Source organism: Gloeocapsa sp. DLM2.Bin57 (assembly GCA_007693955.1).
GTDB lineage: Bacteria > Cyanobacteriota > Cyanobacteriia > Cyanobacteriales > Gloeocapsaceae > Gloeocapsa.
Window position 1 is genome coordinate 1 of sequence record RECR01000085.1, and the last position, 21438, is coordinate 21438.

At 40.9% G+C, this 21438-nt stretch carries 31 protein-coding genes; 3 read left to right on the forward strand and 28 right to left on the reverse strand.

Annotation, left to right across the window (positions count from 1 at the left end; all coding sequences use genetic code 11):
* Window positions 1–117 precede the first annotated feature (117 nt).
* Both EA365_11170 and EA365_11175 read right to left on the reverse strand, forming a co-directional pair.
* Window positions 118–996: a beta-carotene hydroxylase gene (locus tag EA365_11170; GenBank protein TVQ43892.1), complete on the reverse strand. Its 879-nt coding sequence runs from the start codon at window positions 994–996 to the stop codon at window positions 118–120.
* Window positions 997–1058: 62 nt separating this feature from the next.
* Window positions 1059–2180, reverse strand: coding sequence for a quinone-dependent dihydroorotate dehydrogenase (locus EA365_11175; protein TVQ43893.1), 1122 nt, complete (start codon window positions 2178–2180; stop codon window positions 1059–1061).
* A gap of 62 nt (window positions 2181–2242) precedes the next feature.
* Here EA365_11175 and hpnH point away from each other — a divergent pair, with 62 nt between their 5' ends.
* From hpnH to EA365_11190, 3 genes are all read left to right on the forward strand, one after another.
* Window positions 2243–3256 carry an adenosyl-hopene transferase HpnH gene (hpnH, locus tag EA365_11180; protein ID TVQ43894.1) on the forward strand — a complete coding sequence of 338 codons (1014 nt, stop codon included), beginning with the start codon at window positions 2243–2245 and terminating at the stop codon, window positions 3254–3256.
* A gap of 212 nt (window positions 3257–3468) precedes the next feature.
* Window positions 3469–4848 (forward strand): magnesium transporter, encoded by a 1380-nt coding sequence (mgtE, locus tag EA365_11185; GenBank protein ID TVQ43895.1) that lies wholly within the window; start codon window positions 3469–3471, stop codon window positions 4846–4848.
* Between the two features lie 9 nt (window positions 4849–4857).
* Window positions 4858–6204, forward strand: a complete 1347-nt coding sequence (locus tag EA365_11190) for a WD40 repeat domain-containing protein (GenBank protein ID TVQ43896.1) — start codon at window positions 4858–4860, stop codon at window positions 6202–6204.
* Window positions 6205–6330: 126 nt separating this feature from the next.
* Here the strand turns inward: EA365_11190 and EA365_11195 are convergent, their stop codons facing one another.
* From EA365_11195 to EA365_11320, 26 genes are all read right to left on the reverse strand, one after another.
* Window positions 6331–7857, reverse strand: a complete 1527-nt coding sequence (locus EA365_11195) for a PEP-CTERM sorting domain-containing protein (GenBank protein TVQ43897.1) — start codon at window positions 7855–7857, stop codon at window positions 6331–6333.
* 52 nt (window positions 7858–7909) lie between these two features.
* Window positions 7910–8842, reverse strand: coding sequence for a PEP-CTERM sorting domain-containing protein (locus EA365_11200; GenBank protein ID TVQ43898.1), 933 nt, complete (start codon window positions 8840–8842; stop codon window positions 7910–7912).
* 97 nt (window positions 8843–8939) lie between these two features.
* Window positions 8940–10043, reverse strand: coding sequence for a peptide chain release factor 1 (prfA, locus tag EA365_11205; protein ID TVQ43899.1), 1104 nt, complete (start codon window positions 10041–10043; stop codon window positions 8940–8942).
* A 76-nt stretch (window positions 10044–10119) separates the two neighbouring features.
* Window positions 10120–10380: a 50S ribosomal protein L31 gene (locus tag EA365_11210; protein ID TVQ43900.1), complete on the reverse strand. Its 261-nt coding sequence runs from the start codon at window positions 10378–10380 to the stop codon at window positions 10120–10122.
* A gap of 18 nt (window positions 10381–10398) precedes the next feature.
* A complete protein-coding gene (locus EA365_11215; protein ID TVQ43901.1) occupies window positions 10399–10806 on the reverse strand; it encodes a 30S ribosomal protein S9 in 408 nt (135 codons plus the stop codon).
* Entirely contained in the window at window positions 10806–11261 is a 456-nt protein-coding gene (locus EA365_11220; GenBank protein ID TVQ43902.1) for a 50S ribosomal protein L13, read from the reverse strand. Before EA365_11220 ends, EA365_11215 begins: the two co-directional genes overlap by 1 nt.
* A 1-nt stretch (window position 11262) precedes the next feature.
* Window positions 11263–12084: a tRNA pseudouridine(38-40) synthase TruA gene (gene truA / locus EA365_11225; GenBank protein TVQ43903.1), complete on the reverse strand. Its 822-nt coding sequence runs from the start codon at window positions 12082–12084 to the stop codon at window positions 11263–11265.
* The gene (gene rplQ, locus EA365_11230) at window positions 12077–12430 is read right to left on the reverse strand and encodes a 50S ribosomal protein L17 (GenBank protein TVQ43904.1); all 354 of its coding nucleotides are present in this window, start codon (window positions 12428–12430) and stop codon (window positions 12077–12079) included. The genes truA and rplQ overlap by 8 nt, the downstream gene beginning before the upstream one ends.
* A gap of 15 nt (window positions 12431–12445) precedes the next feature.
* Entirely contained in the window at window positions 12446–13390 is a 945-nt protein-coding gene (locus EA365_11235; GenBank protein TVQ43905.1) for a DNA-directed RNA polymerase subunit alpha, read from the reverse strand.
* Window positions 13391–13527: 137 nt separating this feature from the next.
* Complete coding sequence (locus tag EA365_11240) at window positions 13528–13920, reverse strand: 30S ribosomal protein S11 (GenBank protein ID TVQ43906.1); 393 nt, start codon at window positions 13918–13920, stop codon at window positions 13528–13530.
* Window positions 13921–13968: 48 nt separating this feature from the next.
* On the reverse strand, window positions 13969–14352 hold the full coding sequence (locus tag EA365_11245; protein TVQ43907.1) for a 30S ribosomal protein S13: 384 nt from the start codon (window positions 14350–14352) through the stop codon (window positions 13969–13971).
* A gap of 47 nt (window positions 14353–14399) precedes the next feature.
* Window positions 14400–14513 (reverse strand): 50S ribosomal protein L36, encoded by a 114-nt coding sequence (locus EA365_11250; GenBank protein ID TVQ43908.1) that lies wholly within the window; start codon window positions 14511–14513, stop codon window positions 14400–14402.
* A 72-nt stretch (window positions 14514–14585) separates the two neighbouring features.
* Window positions 14586–14810: a translation initiation factor IF-1 gene (locus tag EA365_11255; GenBank protein TVQ43909.1), complete on the reverse strand. Its 225-nt coding sequence runs from the start codon at window positions 14808–14810 to the stop codon at window positions 14586–14588.
* A gap of 82 nt (window positions 14811–14892) precedes the next feature.
* On the reverse strand, window positions 14893–15471 hold the full coding sequence (locus EA365_11260; GenBank protein ID TVQ43910.1) for an adenylate kinase: 579 nt from the start codon (window positions 15469–15471) through the stop codon (window positions 14893–14895).
* Between the two features lie 31 nt (window positions 15472–15502).
* Entirely contained in the window at window positions 15503–16819 is a 1317-nt protein-coding gene (gene secY / locus EA365_11265; protein ID TVQ43911.1) for a preprotein translocase subunit SecY, read from the reverse strand.
* Window positions 16809–17309 (reverse strand): 50S ribosomal protein L15, encoded by a 501-nt coding sequence (locus tag EA365_11270; GenBank protein TVQ43912.1) that lies wholly within the window; start codon window positions 17307–17309, stop codon window positions 16809–16811. The genes secY and EA365_11270 overlap by 11 nt, the downstream gene beginning before the upstream one ends.
* Before the next feature lie 15 nt (window positions 17310–17324).
* Entirely contained in the window at window positions 17325–17846 is a 522-nt protein-coding gene (gene rpsE / locus EA365_11275) for a 30S ribosomal protein S5 (GenBank protein ID TVQ43913.1), read from the reverse strand.
* A gap of 15 nt (window positions 17847–17861) precedes the next feature.
* Entirely contained in the window at window positions 17862–18224 is a 363-nt protein-coding gene (locus EA365_11280; protein ID TVQ43914.1) for a 50S ribosomal protein L18, read from the reverse strand.
* Window positions 18225–18226: 2 nt separating this feature from the next.
* Window positions 18227–18772, reverse strand: a complete 546-nt coding sequence (locus EA365_11285) for a 50S ribosomal protein L6 (protein ID TVQ43915.1) — start codon at window positions 18770–18772, stop codon at window positions 18227–18229.
* A gap of 27 nt (window positions 18773–18799) precedes the next feature.
* A complete protein-coding gene (locus EA365_11290; protein ID TVQ43916.1) occupies window positions 18800–19201 on the reverse strand; it encodes a 30S ribosomal protein S8 in 402 nt (133 codons plus the stop codon).
* Between the two features lie 31 nt (window positions 19202–19232).
* Window positions 19233–19778 (reverse strand): 50S ribosomal protein L5, encoded by a 546-nt coding sequence (locus EA365_11295; protein ID TVQ43917.1) that lies wholly within the window; start codon window positions 19776–19778, stop codon window positions 19233–19235.
* A gap of 38 nt (window positions 19779–19816) precedes the next feature.
* Window positions 19817–20161: a 50S ribosomal protein L24 gene (locus EA365_11300; GenBank protein ID TVQ43918.1), complete on the reverse strand. Its 345-nt coding sequence runs from the start codon at window positions 20159–20161 to the stop codon at window positions 19817–19819.
* On the reverse strand, window positions 20161–20529 hold the full coding sequence (locus EA365_11305) for a 50S ribosomal protein L14 (GenBank protein TVQ43919.1): 369 nt from the start codon (window positions 20527–20529) through the stop codon (window positions 20161–20163). The genes EA365_11300 and EA365_11305 overlap by 1 nt, the downstream gene beginning before the upstream one ends.
* 5 nt (window positions 20530–20534) lie before the next feature.
* Entirely contained in the window at window positions 20535–20783 is a 249-nt protein-coding gene (locus tag EA365_11310) for a 30S ribosomal protein S17 (GenBank protein TVQ43920.1), read from the reverse strand.
* Between the two features lie 6 nt (window positions 20784–20789).
* Window positions 20790–21014, reverse strand: a complete 225-nt coding sequence (locus tag EA365_11315) for a 50S ribosomal protein L29 (GenBank protein TVQ43921.1) — start codon at window positions 21012–21014, stop codon at window positions 20790–20792.
* 3 nt (window positions 21015–21017) lie between these two features.
* A complete protein-coding gene (locus EA365_11320; GenBank protein TVQ43922.1) occupies window positions 21018–21437 on the reverse strand; it encodes a 50S ribosomal protein L16 in 420 nt (139 codons plus the stop codon).
* Between the last annotated feature and the right edge of the window lies 1 nt (window position 21438).

A 21438-nucleotide genomic window follows, 5' to 3' on the forward strand; every position in this document is an offset into this window, starting at 1 on the left:
AAATAAGGACGCGATTCATCTCACGCTTATTTGAGAAAATAAAGCTTGAGGCTTCTCGCGGTTAAGCTAAAACGCGATCGCTCACATCTTATCCATTGATGAAAGCGATCGCGTAATTTATTGAGAATGATGAAAACGAATTCCTAGAAAAATATCATAAAGAAAACCCCAGAAGTTTTTAGCTTGAAGTAACCCTAGAGATTGATCACAACCTTTAGCGTCTAGGAGTGGTTTAGTCGCATAATAAGCTGTTTGATATTTATACCAAGGAATGGAGGGCCAAAGGTGATGGATTAAATGATAATTTTGTCCACAAATCAGAATATTGAGCAATCTACCAGGATAAACTCGGGAATTTTTCCAGCGATCGCGTTCTTGAAAAGGACGATGAGGTAGATAATCAAAAAATAGACCTAAAGCCAATCCTACCACCAAAGCGGGGGAAAACCAATAATTTAAAACATAACCGAGAAAACCATATTGAACACTCAAAAACACCACGGTAAATAAGAATAACCGACTAAAAAACCATTCCCATAACTCATTTTTTTGCCAGAGACGTCTTTTAAAGAAATAAATCTCATGATAGAAAAAACGCGCGGCGATTAACCAGAGAGGACCACCAGTGGAGACGAAATGATCAGGGTCATTTTTAGGATCATTGACGTGTGCGTGGTGTTGGAGATGAACACGAGTAAAGACAGGAAAAGCAAACCCCAACATTAAAGCGCTGCCATGTCCAAGAATAGCATTAAGAGTGCGGTTGCGATGAGCACTATTGTGGGAAGCGTCGTGAATAATTGTTCCTGCTAGGTGTAAAGCTAGTACAGTACAGAAAAAACAGCACCAGTGATACCAATTCCACAGCCAATAACCACAAACAGAAAAGATAATTAGGGCGATCGCGCTGATAAACATTAAGACGTTGATATTCATTCCCCCGTGGGGCTTAAGTAGCTCTCTGGGGACGCTTGGCAACGGTTGCGCCAATTGCATCGTTTTATAATCTCCTTTTTAACTTAATTAGCTTAACATAAAGATTTGTAAAGGTTATTATCTCATATTGGGTGGTTTTCGTGTCCAATTGCTTGATTAAGATGGCTAAACCCTTTGGCTTCCATACGCTGTACCAATCCTTGCAGAATCTCTTTTACCAGCCAAGGACCTTGATAAATCCAACCCGTATAAACTTGTAATAAACTTGCTCCGGCGCTAATTTTTGCCCAAGCATCCTCAGGGGTAAAAATCCCTCCTACACCAATAATGGGTAATTTTCCTTGGGTTTGTTGCCAAATAAAGCGGATAATCTCTGTAGAACGTTCTTTTAATGGTAAACCACTGATACCCCCCGCTTCTTCTGTGATGGGATTACCGTTAATTATTTGAGTCTTTAAACCACTTTTGTTAATCGTAGTATTAGTAGCCACTAAGCCCGCTAATTGGTATTGTTGAGCTAGATTAATAATAGCGCTAATCTCTTCTAATTCTAAATCTGGGGAAATTTTCACTAAAATAGGGTGTCTTCCTTGGTTTTCCTCGACAAGAGTAGCAATAATCCCCTCTAATTGTGCTGTAGCTTGGAGCGATCGCAGTCCAGGAGTATTAGGAGAACTCACATTGACCACAAAATAATTAGCACAGTCACGAAAATAACGGAAACTCCCTAAATAATCTTCTGCTGCATCTTCTAAAGGGGTGATCTTAGATTTACACAAGTTAATCCCGATAGGAATACTCGGCGAGACTTGGGTTAATCTTTGGGCTATTACTTGCGCACCTTGATTATTAGCACCCATACGATTGAGAGTAGCCTTATCTAGGGGTAAACGAAACATCCGCGGTGGGGGGTTTCCTGGTTGAGGATGAAGAGTTACCGCACCTAATTCAGCGAAACCAAAGCCAAAATTTGACCACATTCGCGCTACTACTCCATCTTTATCAAAACCTGGAGCTAACCCAAAGGGGTTGCTAAATTGTAAACCCCATAATTGTTGCTCTAAACGACTATCTTGATAACAAAAGGATTCCCTCAGTTGTGTTTCTAACCATTTTCCCCAAGAGCGATCGCGATTATGATCTACTTTAACTAGTAACTCTAGTAACCGTTGATGCGCAGCTTCTGGGTTATGCTTTAACAAGGAAAAAAACAAAGGGTAAATTGGTTTAGTTAAATTTAACAAGTAATTACTCCTAACTTGACATTCTGTTAAACTAAGTATAAATTTTTGTGTGAGGAGATTCTATGGCTATACAATGGGAACAAGCTCTTGGAGTAGGTACATATATCTTAAAACAACGTCTGCAAGGTCGTAAACGTTTTCCCCTGGTTTTAATGTTAGAGCCTCTTTTCCGTTGTAATTTGGCTTGTTCTGGTTGTGGTAAAATTCAACATCCCACAGAGATACTCAGAAAAAATTTAACACCAGAGGAGTGTTTTAACGCAGTAGAAGAGTGTGGCGCGCCTGTAGTGTCTATTCCTGGAGGTGAGCCTCTCTTACACCCCCAAATAGATGAAATCGTTGAAGGTTTGGTAGCGCGCAAAAAATTTGTTTATTTATGCACTAATGGTATTCTCTTAGAAAAGAGTCTCTCTAAATTTGAACCTTCACCCTATCTCACCTTTAGTGTACATCTTGATGGTTTGCAAGAATGGCACGATCGATGCGTCGATCGCCAAGGCGTTTTTGACGTTGCGGTAAAAGCGATTCGCACTGCTAAAGCTAAGGGTTTTCGTGTTACTACTAATACTACCGTATTTGATGGTGTAGATCCTCAACAAATGCAGGAGTTTTTTGATTTTGTCCAAGGTTTAGGAGTCGATGGTATGATGATCTCTCCTGGGTATAGTTACGAATGGGCACCTGATCAAGAACATTTCTTAAATCGTGAGCAAACTAGAGCTTTATTCAGACAAATTCTCCAACCCTGGAAAAGTGGGCAAAAAAATTGGAATTTTAACCACAATCCCCTCTTTCTAGATTTTCTTCTCGGTGAAAAAGAATATGATTGTACACCTTGGGGTAGTCCTAGTTATAGCGTCTTGGGTTGGCAAAAACCCTGTTATCTACTCAATGAAGGATATTATCGCACTTTTAAAGAGTTACTAGAGGAAACTAATTGGGATAACTATGGACAAGCTTCGGGTAACCCTAAATGCGCTAATTGTATGGTACACTGTGGTTATGAACCTACAGCAGCTGTAGATGCACTCCAACCTACTAATATGGGGAGAGCAATTTCTAGTCTGTTTAGCTAATTTTTACTAGTCAACGGTGGTATTTATACCACCTTATTTTTAAAAAACAAAAAGGCATTCAGGTAAGAGGGAAAAGGGAAAAGGTAAGAGGGAAAAGGTAAGAGTAGTATTTTATATATAAAAAATAAATCCGAAATCCTAACACCCCACACCTAAAACCTAATACCTAACACCTTCCTACGAACTCACTGGTAAAAAAGAGGAGGTGAATCTTGACAGAGAGTAATAGAGGCGATCGCCAGGAATTAAGAGAAATAGTTAGAGAGCAGTTACAGATTCTACTGGAAAAAAATAATTACCAAGGTGCTAAGTCTCTTCTGATACCTGTTCAACCCGTAGATATAGCTGAAGCAATCGAAGGTTTACCAGAATCCATGCAGGCGATCGCTTTTCGCTTATTACCTAAAATCGTAGCGATCGATGTTTATGAACATCTAGATTCTAGCGTACAATTCTCTCTTTTACAAAAGTTTAAACATCAGGAAGTCCTCGATATCGTTGATCAGATGTCTCCTGACGATCGCGCTAAATTATTCGATGAATTACCCGCGAAGGTTGTAGGTCGTCTCTATACTCAACTTAGTCCTAGAGAAAGGGAAGCTACCGCTCTCTTGTTAGGATATGATGAGCATACAGCGGGTCGAATTATGACACCTGAGTATATCTCTCTTAAGGAAAACTTAACCGCAGCACAAGCGATAGAAAGGATTCGGGGCTTAGCTAGTACTTCTGAAGTAGTTTATTATATTTATGTTATTGATGTTTCTCGTCATTTGGTGGGAACATTGTCTTTGCGAGATTTAGTCATCGCTTTACCTGAGCAGAGATTAAATGAGATTATGACCACAGATTTAGTCTCAGTAGAAACAGATACGGATCAAGAGGAGGTAGGAAGACTAATTCAACGTTACGATTTATTAGCTCTTCCCGTAGTGGATCACGAAAAACGTTTAGTGGGGGTAGTAACCGTAGATGACATTCTCGATATCCTCCAACAAGAAGCTACCGAAGATATTTACGCACTCGGTGGTTTACAATCTGATAAAGATAATTACTTTCAACTTAATTTACTGACAGTAGCTCGTAAACGGGTAACTTTGTTGTTCGTTTTGTTACTGATTAATACGATTACGGCAACTATAATTAATTCTCAACAAGATTTTTTACAACAAGCAGTAGCTTTAACAGCCTTTATACCCTTATTAATTGGTACAGGGGGTAGTGTGGGTGCACAATCTTCGACGGTGGTAATTAGGGGGTTAAATACCGAACAAATTAAAGCGCTCGGTACTACTCAAGTTATTTTGCGTGAAGCTTTAGCAGGTGCTTTACTAGGTTTGGTTTTGGGGAGTGTGGCTACAGTATGGGCTTATTTTTTACAAGGAAACTTGATGGTCGCTTTTTCTGTGGGAATAAGTTTAGTGGCGATCGCTATTTTAGCTTCTGTATCTGGTTCATGTTTACCATTTTTATTTCGTACCTTTGGTTTTGATCCCGCTTTGATGTCTGCTCCTTTTATTACTACTGCTGTAGATGTTTTAGGTGTGCTAATCTATTTTCAAATTGCGAAAACTATTTTACATTTAGGTTAAAGATTAATTATGAAAGCAGTAAAGTTACATTGGTTAGATCTTGCTGAATATCTAATTCTTCTTTCGACTGTGATTGGGTTAATAATTTATTTGTTTTTTGACAGATTAATCTGGTTTTTAGTTTTGACTGTATTAAGTCTGACGTTAAATCTAGTTAACCGGTTAAGATACCGATATAAAACTAACCAAAAAATAGCTAGTTCTCTAAAAAGATTAAATCAAGATAGTTTAGATATAAATATCAACAAAATTAATCAAACAGAAGACAGTTTAGAACAGATAAACTTAATTGAACAAGGGCTGAATAAAATCATTAAATATCTAGAAGATAATCGTTTAATAGAAAGAATAAGTAGTCTAGAAAATCAACAACAAACTGTCTTAAAATCAGAAAAGAATAGCAAAGAAACTAAAGCAACTATCTTAAACAACTCTCATACAAAAATAAATTGTAATTATGAACTAATCAACAGCATACAAGGTCATGAAGATGCTGTGACTAGTTTAGTGATTAATAATCAAGAAAACTGGTTATTTAGTGTCAGTTGGGATAAAACCTTGAAGATGTGGAACTTAAAAACGGGAGAACTAATTGATAGTCTCGAAGCACATAATCAAGGGATATTAGCAGTTACTTGCAACCAACAACAAGTAATTACAGGGGGCTTTGACCAAGAGATTAAAATCTGGTCAATTATTAATAGTCAAGAAAAAGAACCTTTAAAAACCGAAAGAACTTTAACCCATCATTCAGGTTCAATTCATGATTTAGCCATAGCTAACCAAAGAGATATATTAATTAGTGGTAGCTATGATCAAACTATCAAACAATGGGATTTAAAAAACGGTGACAAGATAGCTAGTTCCCTAGATGAATCAGGTGCTATTTATGCTGTTGATGTTTACGAAGCTAAGAAAATTATAGTTAGTGGAAGTGGAGATGGTACAGTAAATTTATGGGAATTAGCAACAGGAAAACATCAAGGAATATTATATGGTAATATCTCTTCTGTACAATCGATAGCTATTAGTCAAGATGGAGAACTAGTAGCAGTGGGTTGTGTAGATGGTACGATTAAATTATGGCAATTAAGTAAGCCAGAACAACCTCTAAGTATTCTTAATGCTCACGATGGACAAGTAATGTCTTTAGTCTTTCATCCTGATAACTTACTCTTCAGTGGTGGTGCTGAAGGAAGTATTAAGATTTGGCACAAAAATAGTGAAAAAGCCCTAGCTGTTTTTCCCGACTTACAACAAAGGATTTTTAGTTTAGCCTTAAATGAGTCGGGAGATTTACTGGTGTCGGGAACTCTTGAAGGAATGATTAGGATCTGGTCGGTTAATTTAAAGTAAGGGGAGAGGGGAGAGTGCGCGAAAAAATAATTAATTCTTAATTCTTAATTCGGAATAACACCTAATACCTAAAACCGTTCCACCTAATACCTAACTCAACAAGAACGTTTTATTTTCCATTCGATATTAGCAACTCTGCTGATATCTTCTTAAGACTAACAACCCATTAATCAATAAAACCGAACCCCCTATCGTACTTGGTTCGGGAATAACTTCACCACCGTTGATATAAAACCGACTTTTAGACCACACTGTTTCTCCTACTTGTCTCCCTAAAACACCTCCATCTAGATTACCCTGTTCAAAATGAATACCCCCATATAATCTCGATATTCCCGCTTCAATTTCTGCATCAGTAAATGTCTCCCAATAGAGAGATACTGGTTGTCTAAATGAACCTGGAAAAAATCTTGAATCCTCGATGGTTACTCCAACACCTAAATAGTCACTGCCTGTAAATAATCGTAATACTTGAGCTCCTGCTGCACTAAAACCACTATGACCAGAGGTATATTCAGGAAAAGGGGGAGAAGGATCTCCAAAAGGATCTTGATAAGTTACAAAATCTATCTGTGATTCGTCGATTAAACCCAATCTGGCTAAGTCTCTAATCACTCTTACAGGACGTGCATAATCATAATAGAGCTTTGCTTCCCAAGTAGCAATACCCGTATCAAAAAGCGCGTTACTCAAAGGAAAAAAGAGTAAAATATCTTGATCTAGACTATGGTTATTTCTCTGGGCAATTTCTAAACCAAATTCTAACCAATGACCTGGAGGATAGTAAGTACCTCCCCCATCTTCCCAAAATTCGGCGATCGCTTTTTGTTCATCGGTTAAATTTTGACTAATTTCTACTACCTGTTCTGCTTGTGCGATAAAGTTAGGATTAATATCTATTCCCACTAAATCTGGACTAATTTCTACTACAGTTCCATCTCTACGAGTAATTGTCTGGTTAATTAAATCTGCACTAGCTTGATTATCTAGTAAAAAAGGCTCGGGAGGATTAGGGCGAAATTGAGAACCATTCTCTAACCCAAAAGGAATTACTTCCCCCCAATGGGGAGTTAGATACTCCTGTAAACTACTCTCAAAATTATCAATAGGTACGTGTTCAGGTGTCCAACGGGTTATATCTACGGGATGATTAGGGGTATTAACAGGTACATAATTAGACAATTGATTAGAAGCATCATTACGTCTAAATTCCATTAGGGTTTCTGCAACGACATTACCGATACCTTCAGGAGTCGTGATATCTTTAGTTAAATCATGGGGATTATATCCATATTGAGTCATCAGGTTAGCAAATTCTGCTTGTTCGCTGGGAAATAATGCTGTTAATACCCGATAAGCAGCAAAACTCATGGTTTTAGCTTTATTTTCTGGGTTATTCTCACTCTGAGGACGTTGTAAATCATCTCCTAGAGTGGTACTAATCGGAACTTCTTCATAAGCTGACCAAGCGTCATACATAGCTGTTGATAATATACCATAAGCCCGAGAAGCGATCGTTGGTCCTGTTGTACTCGGGTTACGCTTAACAGCGTTTAAAGCTTGTTGTACCCAATCTCTAACTACTGTTGTTGCTTGGACTGAAGGACTATAAGATATTGTTAATAATAAAGATAGACTGATAATTTTCTTCATGATTATTTAAAAAAAGAGATATTAGCTCATCATAATATCTCTTTATAACTATTTATTTATGCTTAAACTGGCGTTTCCATCCCACTACAGCAGCACTAAATAAAACCGCCATCATTGAACTAGGTTCGGGAATGACTGGAGAACTCCCAAAACCGAAAAAGATAACCCCTTCGTTAGTTCCTACTAAATCCCATGTTCCATTAGTGAGATCATAACGAGCAACTCCACCTAGTCTTTCACCTCCTTGAAAGTTCACACTTCCGAATAAAGCATCAAAACTACCATCATTATTAGTATCAACTCCAGTTAAGGCTGAAAAACCACTATAACCTGATCTTGCTCCAGATGATACCACCCCAACATTTCCTACTATAGAAGCGTCACCAGTATTCGGATTCAAACTAATCAAAGAATCAGTATCTAAATCAACCCCGTAGATTGTACCATTTACCGAGCCTAGACTAATAATAAAAGGCTCTGCTGTACCAGTTGAAGTCCCTCTAGCAGTATCGATCGCGTCTCCTACAGAAGTATCACTCCCTAAAGGAATAGCTGTCTGGGTATCTATATCTAAACGATGGAGTTGTTGTGTTTGAGAATTATTAAAAGGAAGTATAAAAGTGTTCCCATTTTCGAGAATATCCAAACCAGTAGAACTTAAACCAGGAAAAGTAGCTATAGTTGTTTTCTGTGCTGTATTAGGGTTTAACTCTACTAATTCTCCAGATTGAAACCCTAATAATCTTTGATCTGATGTTCCCCCTAAAGCTGAAGGAAGTCCAGATGTTTCTGGTGAGATAGGTATTGCTACTCCTGTTTGAGTATTAATTTCATAGATGAAGTTTTCCCTAATATCATCGTGCTCACCAGGTACAGCAGGAATAAAACGCTGTCCTGAAGCGTAGATAGTAGCTGCTTGAACTGAGTTCACACTTGAGATGAGTAAGGTGATACCTAGAGTTAGAGGTCTGAAAATATTGCTCATGATTTATGTAAAAATGATAATCATTTTTATAATAGAACAAAAACGAACCCTTTTTTCAGGTATTAGAGAAAAAATAACTTTGATATTATTGATTAAGCTAATCAGAACTAGAGGGAGAAGCGGCTAAAGCTTCTAAACGTTGTTGTTGATCTTGAGTGATACAGGATTGAATCGCTTCTTCGAGATCTCCTTCAAGGAAGCGATCTAAACTGAAATTAACCCCGAGACGATGATCAGTAACGCGGTTATCCTTATAGTTATAGGTACGAATTTTTTCAGAACGAGAACCAGTCCCAACTTGCGATCGCCGTAAAGAGGTAACTTCTGCTTGTTGTTCTTGTAAACTTATTTCGTAGAGTTTAGCGCGCAGAATTTGCATAGCGCGTTCACGGTTTTTTAGCTGACTACGTTCTTCGGTACAAAATACCCTAATTCCCGTGGGTTTGTGGAAGAGATCCACCGCTGTTTCTACCTTATTGACGTTTTGACCACCCGCACCACCTGATCTAGCGGTAGTCATTTCAATATCTTTGGGGTCAATTTTGACCTCTACCTCATCTACTTCGGGCATAATGGCGATGGTAGCAGTGGAAGTATGAACTCTTCCACCTGCTTCAGTAACTGGTACACGTTGGACACGATGTACACCTGCTTCATACTTTAGTTTACTATAGACGCTTTCCCCTTTAATTTCCAGGATAACTTCTTTAAAACCTCCCATATCAGCGAGAGATTCACTAACCAATTGTACGTTCCAGTTTTGGGTTTCAGCGTAACGAGAATACATTCTCAACAAATCACCAGCCCAGATACTAGCCTCATCTCCTCCTGTACCAGCCCGAATTTCTAACATAATATTCTTATCATCATTAGGATCTCGGGGTAAGAGGAGGATTTTGAGACGAGTTTCTAGCTGTTTACTTTTAGCTTCCAACTCGGCTACCTCTAATTGAGCCATTTCTCGTAACTCTTGGTCTCCTGCTGCTTCTTTGAGGACTTGTTTAGCCCCTTGGAGTTCGGTTTGGACGTTTTGCCACTCGTAATAAGTATTAACGGTTTCTTCCATAGAAGAGCGAGCTTTAGCTACTTGTTGCAATTCGTCAGGATTAGTAGCGATATCGGGATCAGCTAGACGTTTAGTTAATTCTTGATAGGTTTGTTCAACAGATTTAAGTTTATCTAATAAATATGTTTCAGCCATGGTTAAGTTTTCCTAAATAAAAAAATTTAATAAATAACCCAGCAAGAAGCTGGGCGAGTCCTTGGGTTGGATAAGCTTATTGAGCTGATGAATCGGGTTGAGTAGGTTTATTTTTACCTTTAGAGCCACCAAATAAGCCTTCGTACTTACGATTAAAGCGGTCAACCCGTCCTTCTGTGTCAATAATTTTCTGAGTTCCTGTGTAAAAGGGATGATTACCAGACCAGACTTCAACGTGAATTTCAGGTTGAGTAGAGCCTGTGGTCATAACTACTTCACCATTGCAGATGACTTTAGCTTCGGGATACCAAGTGGGGTGAATATCTGATTTAGGCATAGTTTGTTCAGGGTTATCTTAACGTTTGGAGTATTGAGGTGCTTTACGAGCTTTATGTAGTCCGTATTTTTTGCGTTCTTTCGCGCGGGGGTCGCGGGTTAAATAACCTTCGACTTTGAGAGGTTGACGATTTTCGGGATCTAACTGACATAAAGCCCTAGCTACTCCTAGTTTAACCGCGTCGGATTGTCCCGTCAAACCACCGCCGTGGGCTTTAACAAGAATATCGTATTGACTTTCTAAACCAAGGGTTTCTAGGGGTGCTTTAAGGGTTTGTAGATAATTAGGGATACGGTTAAAGTAATCAGTAGCTGTTCTACCGTTAACGGTAACTTCTCCTGTACCTGGGACGAGACGAACGCGAGCGATGGATGATTTACGTCTTCCTGTACCCCAGTAAACTACTCTATCTTGATTACTTTGCATTAGTTACCTCCATTAGGGATTGTTTGGATAGTTAGGATTTCAGGTTTTTGGGCAGAGTGGGGGTGTTGTTCACCTGTATAGACTTTCAGTTTAGTAAAAAGTCTGCGCCCGAGGGAGTTTTTGGGTAGCATTCCTTTGACTGCGTGTTCAACGATTCTTTCAGGTATGCGTTTTTGTAGTTTAGCGAAGGTTTCTTCTTTTCTACCACCTGGTCTGCCTGAGTGACGAGCGTAGATTTTTTGTTCGGCTTTGTTACCTGTGACAACTACTTTTTCGGCGTTGATCACAATGACGAAGTCTCCTGTGTCCATGTGAGGAGTAAAGGTAGGTTTATTTTTACCTCTGAGGATCATGGCGATTTCGGTAGCTAGGCGTCCTAATCGTTGTCCTGAAGCGTCAACAACGTACCACTTACGCTCTAGGGTTTCTTGATTGGGTAAAGGGGTTTTATTCATTTTAACTATTAGGGTTATTGAACATAAAAGAAGGCTGAGTATCAAACCAGAGAGACTCAGGAAAGGGCAAATCTCGGTAACCTACTCGCAAGAGACAGAGTCCTTGAGGTGGGGCTGCATACTTAACCGCTTCTCGCTGTTGATTTTGCCAGATGCTAGAGAAGTTAGGGAGGGAGCGTTGACCACTACCTACTTCTACGAGCATTCCGACTAGTAGTCGCACCATTCCGTATAAAAAGCCTTGGGCTTGAATCTCTAGGGAGATAATCGGTCCGCTTCTGTTACAGTAAGCGGTATGGATATCTACCCAAGAATGGGGGCGAGATGAGCCTGCGCGCTCAAAGGCGGCTAAGTCATGTTTACCGATTAGAGGTTGGAGAGCTTGGTTAATTAGCTCTGCTTCTAGGGGTGCTCGATAATAGTGCCAGACAAAGGGAGCGAGGAAGAGATTCGGCTGTTTATCTGTGTAGATAGTATAGCGATATCTTCGCCACAGGGCGCTAAAACGAGCGTGCCAAGTAGGGGGAACGGGAGCTGAGCCTCGAATTAAGATATCTTTGGGTAAAATACCGTTGAGTACTGTTGCCCACCGTTGAGCTGGTATAGGGCTAGCTTGGTCAAAATGGGCTACTTGAGCTGCTGCGTGTACTCCTGAGTCGGTTCTACCTGCTCCATGAACTACTACAGGATGTTTAAGAATAGAGGCGATCGCCTCTTCAATTTCTGCTTGTACGCTTCTGTGTTTGGCTTGTCTTTGCCAACCGTGGAAGGATGTTCCCAGATATTGTATCAGCAGAGCCACGCGTTGAGTTTGATTAGTCAACTAGCTCAATAATAGCCATTTTTGCATTATCACCGCGACGATTTACCGTTCTGGTGATGCGAGTATAGCCGCCATTGCGATTGCCGTAGCGACTAGGTACTTGCTCAAACAGAGCGTGTACTAGTTTTTTATCATAGACGTAGCTTAGGGCTTGACGTCTAGCTGCTAAAGAGCCGTCTTTAGCTAAGGTAATGATTCTTTCTGCTTCCTGACGTACTGCTTTAGCTCTGGTATGGGTGATTTTGATTTGACCGTGACGTAGTAGTTCTGTGGTTAGACTTCTTAACAGAGCCTTACGTTGGTCAGCTGGTAGTCCTAGTTGGGGTACACGACATTGGTGACGCATTTTTTCCTCTCTTGTTTAGGCTTTATTGGTTCTTTCTAGTGGTAAAGTTATACCTAGGCGTTTTTGTAGGGCTTCTACTACTTCTTCGGCTGATTTTTGTCCAAAGTTTTTGATTTCGAGCAGGTCTTCTTGGGAATAGTCGATGAGGTCGGCTACGGAGTTGATTTGGGCGCGTTTGAGACAGTTATAGGCTCTTACTGATAGTTGTAGTTCTTCAATAGGAATCTGACTATTCGGGTTTTCTTCTGGTGTGTATTCGCTAGGTTGATCTATCAGGGTTAGATCTTTGAGTGGGCTAAACAGCTCTACCATGATGGTTGCTGCTTGAGATAGGGCTTCTTCTGGTTTGACACTACCGTTTGTCCAGATTTCTATAGTTAGTTTATCTTTACCAAAATGACCATCTAGACGACTGTCATCCACGGTATAATTAACTTTAGTTACTGGCATGAAGACGCTATCTATTTGCAGAAAATCGATGGAGCTGCGGTCGTCTTTAGTTTTATCGATCGCCCTATAACCTGTTCCTCTTTCTACGTGAAATTCCATTTCTAGTTTAGAATCTTCTGCTAGAGTGGCTACGTATTGATTGGGGTCAACTACTTCTATTTCTGAAGGTAGTTCAAATTTACCCGCGGTTACTGTTCCAGGTCCTATTGCTAATAGCCTACCAATTTGAGGTTCTTTGCTATAACTTCTGAATACTATTTCTTTCATGTTCAGCATCAGTTCTAGCACGTCTTCTCTTATCCCTTTGATGGTGGCGAATTCGTGATTCACCCCTGCTATTCTGAGCGCTGTTACTGCTGTACCTTCCAGATTTGACAGTAAAACCCTTCTTAAGGCGTTGCCTACTGTTGTTCCTTGACCTCTTTCTAGCGGTTCTAGAACAAATTTGCTATACTGGTTTTGGTTTTTCAGAGTTTTTGATTCTACACATTCAATCTGAAACTGCGTCATAGAATAACCTTCCTTGAGGGTTTAAACTAAAGAATTAAGATAGACAGAAGCTGGTAAACTAGGTGTTTCCCTGTTATTTTCAATATTGATTTCACCCTAGGGCAAGAGTATCAAGTGATACTCTCGCTTTGTGATTTTTAGACTCTTCGTCTTTTGGGTGGACGACAGCCATTATGGGGTATTGGGGTTACGTCTCTAATCAGGGTTATTTCTAGCCCTGATCCTTGTAAAGCCCTAATGGCTGTTTCTCTACCTGCTCCTGGTCCACTGACCATTACTTCTATTTGACGCATTCCCTGTTCCATCGCTCTTTTGGCGGCATTATCTGCTGCTGTTTGAGCTGCAAAGGGTGTCCCTTTTTTTGCTCCTTTGAAGCCGCTAGATCCTGCTGATGCCCAAGAGATTACTTCTCCGTTGGCGTCAGAGATACTGACGATTGTATTATTAAATGTTGACTGGATATGAGCTACACCATTAGGTATATTCTTTTTGGTTTTTTTGCTTCCAGTTTTTTTACTTGGTCGAGCCATTTTTTCTTGTTTAAATCTCCCGAAAATTGCCTAATAGTTGATTTTGGGTTATTTCTTACCTGGGGCTTTTTTCTTACCTGCTACGGTTAGGCGTCTGCCTCTTCTGGTTCTGGCGTTGGTACGTGTTCTCTGTCCTCGCACTGGTAACCCTTGACGATGACGTCTGCCTCTATATGTGCCTATATCCCCTAGACGTTTGATATTCATTGCTTCCCAACGTCTCAGGTCACCTTCTATTTGATAGTTAGCTTCTATATAGGCTCGTAATGCGGTTACGTCTTCGTCTGCTAAATCTCTAACTCTGGTGTCTGGGTTGACTCCAGTTGCTGCTAGGATTTCTTGTGCTCTGGACAACCCTATACCATAGATATATGTCAGGCCAATCTCTACGCGCTTATCTCGCGGTAGGTCTATACCTGCAATTCTTGCCACTCTTTTTCTCCCTGTTTCTCTCTAACTTGTTTACTCCTAGTGACTTTTTATCCTTGTCGCTGTTTGTGCTTCGGATTGGTACAAATCACCATAACTTTACCGTGTCTTTTGATGACACGGCACTTCTCACACATTTTTTTTACTGATGGTCTTACTTTCATGCCTTTTTTGGCTACTCTGCAAGCTATTTATTATAGCGTTTTTTTAGGTTTTAGTCAAATTATTATTATAACTTATTTTTGTCTTAAACGATAAGTAATTCTCCCTTTGGTTAAATCATAGGGAGTTAATTCTACTTTGACTCTATCTCCTGGTAAAATTTTGATATAGTTACGCCTAATTTTGCCTGCGATATGAGCGAGTACGTTAAAACCGTTGTCTAAATCTACGCGAAACATTGCGTTAGGTAGGGATTCGGTTACTGTCCCTTCCATTTCGATGAGGTCTTTTTTAGCCATAATGATTGATTAAGATTTTCTAAAGGTTTAAGGACGGAAGGTCTTCCCGTCCTATTATAGTTGAGGTAGAATGTGATTGTGGTTAATTATGGGATACAAAAAAAGGTTCAATTACTTGTGCTAGGGAAGTTGTAACTTCTGCTAAGCTTGGACTACCATCTACGCTGTAAAGATTGCCTTTAGCTTGATAATAACCGATGACTGGAGCTGTTTGTTCTTGATAAACCTTTAAACGACGTCTGATGATTTCTTCGTTATCATCTTTTCTACCTCTAGACAGAAGACGGCTTACTAAGAATTCGTCACTAACTTGAAGATTGAGGACACAATCACAAGTTTGGGATATTTCCTTTAATAATCGGTCTAAAAACTCAGCTTGAGGGAGATTACGAGGAAAACCATCTAAAATCCAACCTTGTTGAGCGTCATCTTGTGAGAGGCGATCGCGGATTAAGTCTAGTAGTAATTCATCGGGGACCAATTCTCCCTTATCTACATAACTTTGAGCTTTTTGACCTAAACTAGTTCCCGAGGCGATCGCCTGTCTTAACATTTCCCCAGTGGATATATGAGGTATCTGGAACTTTTCTGCTATAATAGCGGCTTGAGTTCCTTTACCTGCTCCTGGTGGTCCTAAAAAAATTAATCCCGAATTAGTCATTAATTATTATTATTTTTTCCTGAATGAACATTTAGTCTTTGACCATACCCTCATAACGTTGAGAAATCACGTAAGTTTGGATTTGTTTAGCGGTATCGATTGCCACACCAACTAGAATGAGTAGAGATGTAGCACCAAATCCTCGAAAAGTAGTAACTCCTGTGAGATTTTCTACCAAAGTAGGTACAGTAGCAACGATACCCAAAAAGAGAGCACCTAAGAGAGTCAAGCGATTAACTATACCTTCGATATAAGCGGTAGTGGCTTTTCCTGGGCGTATCCCTGGAATACTACTTCCCATTTTTTTAAGATTTTGGGAGATATCAGCGGGATTAGTAATCAAGGAGGTGTAAAAATAGCTAAAGAAGATAATCAAAGCTAAATAGACTACAGTTGCTGTTATGCTACCAGGTCGCATAAAATTGAGGAATTGTTGGAATATTTGAGCACCAGGACCTTCTGTTGGGGCAAAACCTGCCAAAAAGCTAGGTAAAATCAACAAAGCCGAGGCAAAAATAATCGGCATTACACCGCTTTGATTCAGACGCAAAGGAAGATAACTAGTTCTTTCCCTGTATAACCTTTTACCTACCTGTCGTTTAGCCGAAATAATCGGAATACGACGAGTACCTTCTTGAATAAAGACGATACCGACAATCATCACCAAAAAGACGAGGAGGAGAAGTACCACTTGAGCGATAGTTTCCTGACCACCTTTTTGGGCAAATTGGATAGTTTGTCCTAGAGTAGTAGGTAAAATAGCGACGATGTTGACAAAAATTAGTAGAGAAGCGCCATTACCGATACCTCTTTCAGTAATCACTTCTGAGATCCACATAACAAACATCGAGCCTGCGGTTAGGGCGATCACTGTTTCGATGATAAACCATGGACCAGGATTAAGGGCATAGGGGTTAAGGAGACTGACGGTTAGAGCCGTAGTTTGAGCTATGCACCAAAATAGAGCAACATAACGAGTAATTTGAGCTATTTTCCGTCTGCCTACTTCTCCCTCGTTTTTTTGGAGATCTTCGAGAGGTTTAATAGCACCGGTGAGTAATTGAATAATAATGGAGGCATTGATATAGGGAAGAATACCCAGAGCAAAAATACCTAAAGCAGAGAGACCACCACCGGTAAAGATATCCAAGAAGCCCAAACCTGGTACATTTTCAACAGCATCAGCGAATTTAACGCGATCGATTCCTGGTATAGGAATAAAGATGCCGAAGCGGACTAAAATAAGTAAACCAATTGTAATCAGCAAACGGCCACGCAAGCCTGCGGCTTGAGCCATTTGCATAAAAGTTTCTTGAGCGGTAGGATTTTTATCTCGACTAACGACCATCAGCAGTTTCCTGTACAGATTCTGATTTAATTGTAGCTTGAGAACGGGAGATAACTTCGCAACTACCGCCTGCTGCGGTTATTTTCTCTTGAGCTTTAGCGGTAAAAGCTACAGCTTGAACCTGTAGAGGTATATTTAACTCTCCATCCCCAAGTACTTTAAGAGGGCCGTTTTTAGCGGTCAAGATACCTTCACAGAGGAGGAAGTCGAGGTTAACCAGGGTATTAGGGGGCAACTCGGCTAATTTACCCACATTAATAATGGTATAGTTGCGAGGGTTAATAATGGGGAAATGTTTTAGTTTAGGAATACGGCGATAGAGGGGGGTTTGTCCACCTTCAAAGCCTGGTCTAGTGCCCGAGCCTGAGCGGGATTTTTGTCCTCGCATACCGAAGCCACAACTAGCACCTTGTCCTGCGGCAATACCTCTACCTAGACGACGAGGGCGTTTTTTCGAGCCTTTTTTAGGAGCTAAATCGGATAAGCGCATGATCTTGTTATTCTCCTATGAGTAGATTTGTTGGATAGGAATGCCTCTTTCTTGAGCCACTTCACCAAAAGTACGAATTTGTTCGAGAGCGTCGATCGCTGCTCTAGCGTTATTAAGTGGGTTATTAGAGCCTAGTTGTTTAGCGAGGATATTTTTAACACCTGCCAATTCTAGGACTGTTCTGACTGCGCCACCTGCGATTACCCCAGTCCCTGGAGCTGCAGGGCGGATAAGTACTTTAGCTCCACCTGATATCCCTTGAGAAATGTGGGTAATGGAGTCATTTTTAGTCAAGGGTACTTCGATTAACTGTTTACGACCATCAGCAACGCCTTTACGAACTGCGCCGATGACATCGCTAGCCTTACCGACACCGACGCCTACTTGACCTTTTTCGTTACCAACCACGACAACGGCGCGGAAGCTTAATTTTTTACCACCTTTAACCACTTTACTGACGCGGCGAATTTGAATAACGCGTTCTTGTAGAGTGACTTCTTTTTCTTTTTTACCTGTTTTACTGCGACCCTTGGGCATATTAAATCTTCCTATTTAGAATTGTAAACCTGCTTCGCGGGCAGCTTCAGCTAGTGCACGCACGCGACCATGATAGAGATTACCACCGCGGTCAAAAACGACCTGTTCAATACCTTTAGCTAGAGCTTTTTCAGCGATTAACTTACCTACTGCCGCGGAGGCTTCGCAATTGCTACCGTAGGAAAATTGCTCTTTGATGGGGGATTCTAGGGTGGATGCTGCCACTAGAGTATGTTGATCTACATCGTCGATCAGCTGAGCGTAGATATGGAGGTTGGAACGAAAAACAGCTAGACGAGGGCAGTCCGAAGTTCCTTGTACTTTTTTGCGGATACGTCGATGACGACGATGAGTTTGTTGTTTGCGAGATAGTTTCATAGTTATTTCTTACCAGTTTTACCTGCTTTACGTCTGACAAATTCACCTTTGTAGCGAATACCTTTACCTTTATATACTTCAGGTGGACGTACGGCGCGGATTTTAGCGGCTACGTTGCCTACTAATTCTTTGTCGATGCCGTCAATGACTATTTCTGTATTTTTTTCTTCTACGGCTACTTTAATGCCTTCGGGCATGGTCATTTCTACTGGTTTGCTGTAGCCAACGTTAAGGGTTAGTTGACTGCCTTGAGATTGAGCACGATAACCTACCCCTTGAATTTGTAAACGTTTTTGAAAGCCAGTAGATACGCCTTCTACCATGTTAGCCACAAGGGTACGTACTAAGCCGTGACGTTCGCGAGAGGTGCGGGAATCGTTTTCGGGAGTGACTTTAAGGGTATTATCTTCTTGTTGTTCGACTTTAACACCTGAGGGTATGACTCTTTCTAGAGAGCCTTTTGCTCCTTTGACGCTGATATGTTGTCCGTTAATTGCCACTGTTACCTTGTTAGGTAGAGGGATGGGACGTTTACCGATACGGGACATAAGATTTTACTCCGATGATGTCTTGGTTTACCAAACATAACAGAGCACTTCACCGCCAATACCTTGACGTCGTGCTTCTCTGTCTGTCATGATGCCGTTAGAAGTGGAGATAATGGCGATACCGATGCCGCCAAGAACTCTAGGCATTTCTTTGCGGTTGCTATAAACTCGTAGTCCGGGTTTACTGACGCGCTTAATTTTTCTGATGGTGGGTTTACCTGTTTTTTTGATGTAGCGGAGGGAGATGACTAGGTGTTTTTTGATGCCTTCTCCTGCTTCTTCGTAGTCGTTAATGAAACCTTCTTCTTTGAGTACTTGAGCGATACTACGAGTCATTCTGGTCGTAGGTACGCAGGTGGTTGATTGTTTGACTAAGGTAGCATTACGAATACGGGTTAACATATCCGAGATAGTGTCGTTGGTTGCCATTATTGCGTTGTTTCTCTCCTGGAACGAGCTTTTAGTTATTACGGAAGGGCATTCCCATGGCTGCGAGGAGGGCGCGACCTTCTTCGTCGGTGTTGGCTGTGGTAATGATGGAGATATCCATACCCCGAATTTGGTCAATGCTGTCGTAGTCAATTTCGGGGAAGATGAGTTGTTCTTTGACGCCTAGGCTATAGTTACCGTGTCCGTCAAAGCTTTTGGGGCTGATACCGCGAAAGTCGCGAATACGTGGTAAGGCTAGGTTAATTAGACGTTCTAGGAAGGAGTACATTTTATCAGATCTGAGGGTGACCATGACTCCTACGGGCATTCCTTGACGGATTTTGAAGCCGGCGATCGCTTTTTTAGCTCTTGTCACTACGGGTTTTTGTCCTGTGATTACGGCTAATTCTTTGAGGGAGGATTCTAGGGCTTTAGAGTTTTGGGATGCTTCGCCGAGACCTCTATTAACGGTTACCTTGCTGACTTTGGGGATTTGGTGGATATTGGTGTAACCAAATTGTTCTTTGAGTTTGGGGACAATAATGGTGTTATATTGTTCCTTTAATTGTGTTGTCATAGTTATTATTTCCCTGGGCTTGGTCAGGAATAGGGGTTTTAGTCGATGATTTCGCCTGTTTTTTTGAGTTTACGGACTTTACGTCCGTCTTCGGTGAAGGTATAGGAGATACGGCTAGCTACTTTTTCTTTTTGGGAGTAGAGCATTACCTTACAGCTATGAATTGGGGCTTCATAGGTGGTAATTTGTCCTGATTCTCCTTCTTGTCTAGGTTTAACGTGTTTTGTTCTGATGTTAACCCCTTTAACGATTACGGTACTAGTTTGGGGGAAGGCTTGGACTATTTCGCCTACTTTGCCTTTATCTTTCCCTGAGATTACCTGTACTGTATCGCCTTTTTTGACGTGCATTTTTTGGAATCTTGGTTGTGTTTTTTTGGGCATTAGAGCACCTCTGGAGCGAGAGAGATGATTTTGGTAAAGTTTTTATCCCGTAGTTCTCTGGCTACAGGTCCAAAAACGCGAGTACCACGGGGGTTCCCGTCGGCGTTGATAATTACTGCTGCGTTATCGTCAAAGCGAATACTCATACCACTGTCCCTGCGTAGGGATTGTTTGGTACGTACGATTACGGCTCTAACTACGTCGGATTTTTTAACTGCCATGTTGGGGAGGGCGTCTTTGACAACGGCGATAATTACATCACCGATACCACCATAGGTGGTGTTACCTGTACTTAGTACCCTCAGACACATGAGTTTACGAGCGCCACTGTTATCGGCTACATTGAGATAGGATTGTTGTTGAATCATGGTAGTTAACTGCTTGGGTTGTTGATAATTTCACTAACTATCCAACGTTTGGTTTTACTGAGGGGGCGTGTTTCGAGTATGCGCACGCGATCGCCTTCTTGACAGCGATTTTCTTCGTCGTGGGCTTTGAAACGACGGGTTTTAACGATTGTTTTCCCGTATTTAGGATGGGGTGAGCGGTTTTCTACGGCAACGACTACGGTTTTATCCATTTTGTTGCTAACTACTGTACCTACTCTTTCTTTGACTGCCATAGGAGTTTATTGTTCTGCTACAGAGGTATTGATATTAAGTTGGCGTTCTCTTTCTATAGTCAATAGTTGACCGAGATAGTGACGCTTATGTTTAAACAGGTGGGTTTTTTCTAAACGTCCTGTTGCTTGTTCTAGACGCAGATTAAATAATTCTCGTTTAACTTGAACTATAGCTTCGGCTACTTCTGCATCTGACATTTTCCTGACGTCGGCTATTTTTGATAGTGCCATGATTTAGCCTTCCTCCTGTTCACGAGAGATAAATTTAACTTTGATGGGGAGTTTTTGGGCTGCTAGACGCATAGCTTCGGCGGCGACGGGTTCAGATACTCCACCTATTTCAAAGAGTATCCGACCTGGTTTAACTACTGCTACCCAGTATTCTGGTGAGCCTTTCCCTGAACCCATACGAGTTTCTGCTGCTCGCATGGTGACTGGTTTATCTGGGAAAATCCGAATCCAGATTTTACCACCTCTTCTAATGTAGCGAGTCATAGCACGACGTGCTGCCTCGATTTGACGAGAGGTAATCCAACAGGGTTCGATTGCTTGGAGGGCGAACTCTCCGAAGTTAATTGTGCTTCCTCTGTAAGCCAAACCTTTCATGCGTCCGCGTTGCTGTTTGCGGTATTTTGTTCTTCTTGGGCTTAACATA